The sequence below is a fragment of the Streptomyces sp. CNB091 genome (assembly GCF_000377965.1).
Window position 1 is genome coordinate 1 of sequence record NZ_KB899009.1, and the last position, 1,547, is coordinate 1,547.

At 72.7% G+C, this 1,547-nt stretch carries 1 protein-coding gene; it reads left to right on the top strand.

Features of this window, described 5'->3' with window-relative positions:
• Window positions 1-2: 2 nt before the first annotated feature.
• Window positions 3-944, top strand: a complete 942-nt coding sequence (locus tag D581_RS0129725; RefSeq protein ID WP_063738222.1) for a methyltransferase domain-containing protein — start codon at window positions 3-5, stop codon at window positions 942-944.
• Window positions 945-1,547 lie beyond the last annotated feature (603 nt).

A 1,547-nucleotide genomic window follows, 5' to 3' on the forward strand; every position in this document is an offset into this window, starting at 1 on the left:
CGGTGGTGGGGGCGGATGCGTGGCTGGCGTTGGTGAACTCGGACGAGCCGGTCGTCACTCAGCTCGACGACGGGGTCGAGGGCGGTCCCGGTGTCGCGACGTCGTCGAACTCGATGCCCTCAATGGTCGCCCGGATGCTCGGGTTGCTCGGTGTCCAGGACGGTCAGCGGGTGATGGAGATCGGGACCGGCACCGGGTACGTTTCCGCGTTGCTCTGCGAGCGGCTCGGTGACGATCTGGTCCACAGCGTCGAGCTCGACCCGGTCGTGGCCCGGCAGGCGGCCGACGCCCTCGCGCAGGCCGGTTACCGGCCACACCTTCGCGTCGGGGACGGCGAACAGCCCTGGCCCGGTCTAGGACTCGTCGACCGGCTGGTCTCCACCTGCTCCCTGCGGTACGTCCCGTACGCGCTGCTCCGGCAGGTCCGGCCTGGCGGGGTCGTTGTGGCCCCGCTGGCCCGGGAGTTCTGGTCGGGTGCGCTGGTCCAGCTTCGCGTTCAGGGCGACGGCACCGCGACGGGCCCGTTCTGCGGCGGGGCGACGTACATGCCGATGCGAGCCCACCGCGTGCCCGATCTCCACGAGGTGCGGGGCAAGGGGCGGGCCCGTGCGGCGGGCCTGGACCCCGCCCGGCTCCTCGACCTCGGGTTCGCCCTGTACGCGGGGGCGCGGTTGCCCGGCGTACGGCTCATCCACCAGAGCACCGCCGGCGGGGCCCGGGTGTGGGTGACCCGGGAGGACGGAGGTGCTGCCATGACCGCCACCGGGGAGGAGGTGTGGCAGTACGGACCCGGGTTCTTGTGGGAGGAGATCGAGCAGGTCTGGTGGGAGTACGAGTCGGTGGGGCGGCCCGACGCCGGGCAGTTCGGGCTGACCGTGACCGACCGGGGCCAGCAGGTATGGCTCCGGGACCCAGTCGAAGTCATCCGGCCCGCCAGGACGTAGTCGGCGTGATGGCCGCTGTGCAGACCCTTACTCGTTGTCTACGTGCGAACTTGGCGAGCGAGACACGGACCGCGCTGGGGAGCCGGCGAACGGACGTGTGACACGCCGGGCGGCCGGCTATTGGGTCTGGTGGGCTTAGCAAGGCTTGGGAGCAGCCCCGAATGCTCTGGGACCCCGGTCGGCCGGACAGCGCCTGCATGATTCGGACGGGTACACGCCCGCGCGCGGGGGGACCACCTCCGGCAGCGTTACGGCTATCAGCGTGTGGCGGAACCACCGCCGCGTGCGCGGGGACCACATACGGGGTGAGCAGCGTCAGAACCCGGTCCTGGGACCACCCCCGCACGCGCGGGGGCCACCGGTTCCGCAGTGACGAGCAGCCGGATGCCCGGGGACCATCCCCGCACGCGCGGGGACAACGCTGAGGCCCTGATGGTGCGCACCGCCGAGGAGGGACCACCCCCGCACGCGCGGGGACCACCCGAACGCCCCGTCGCACACCCGCGACGGGGCGGGACCACCCCCGCACGCGCGGGGACCACACGATCAGCCCGGTGGTGTGGGCGTCTGAGGCGGGACCACCCCCGCACGCGCGGGGACCAC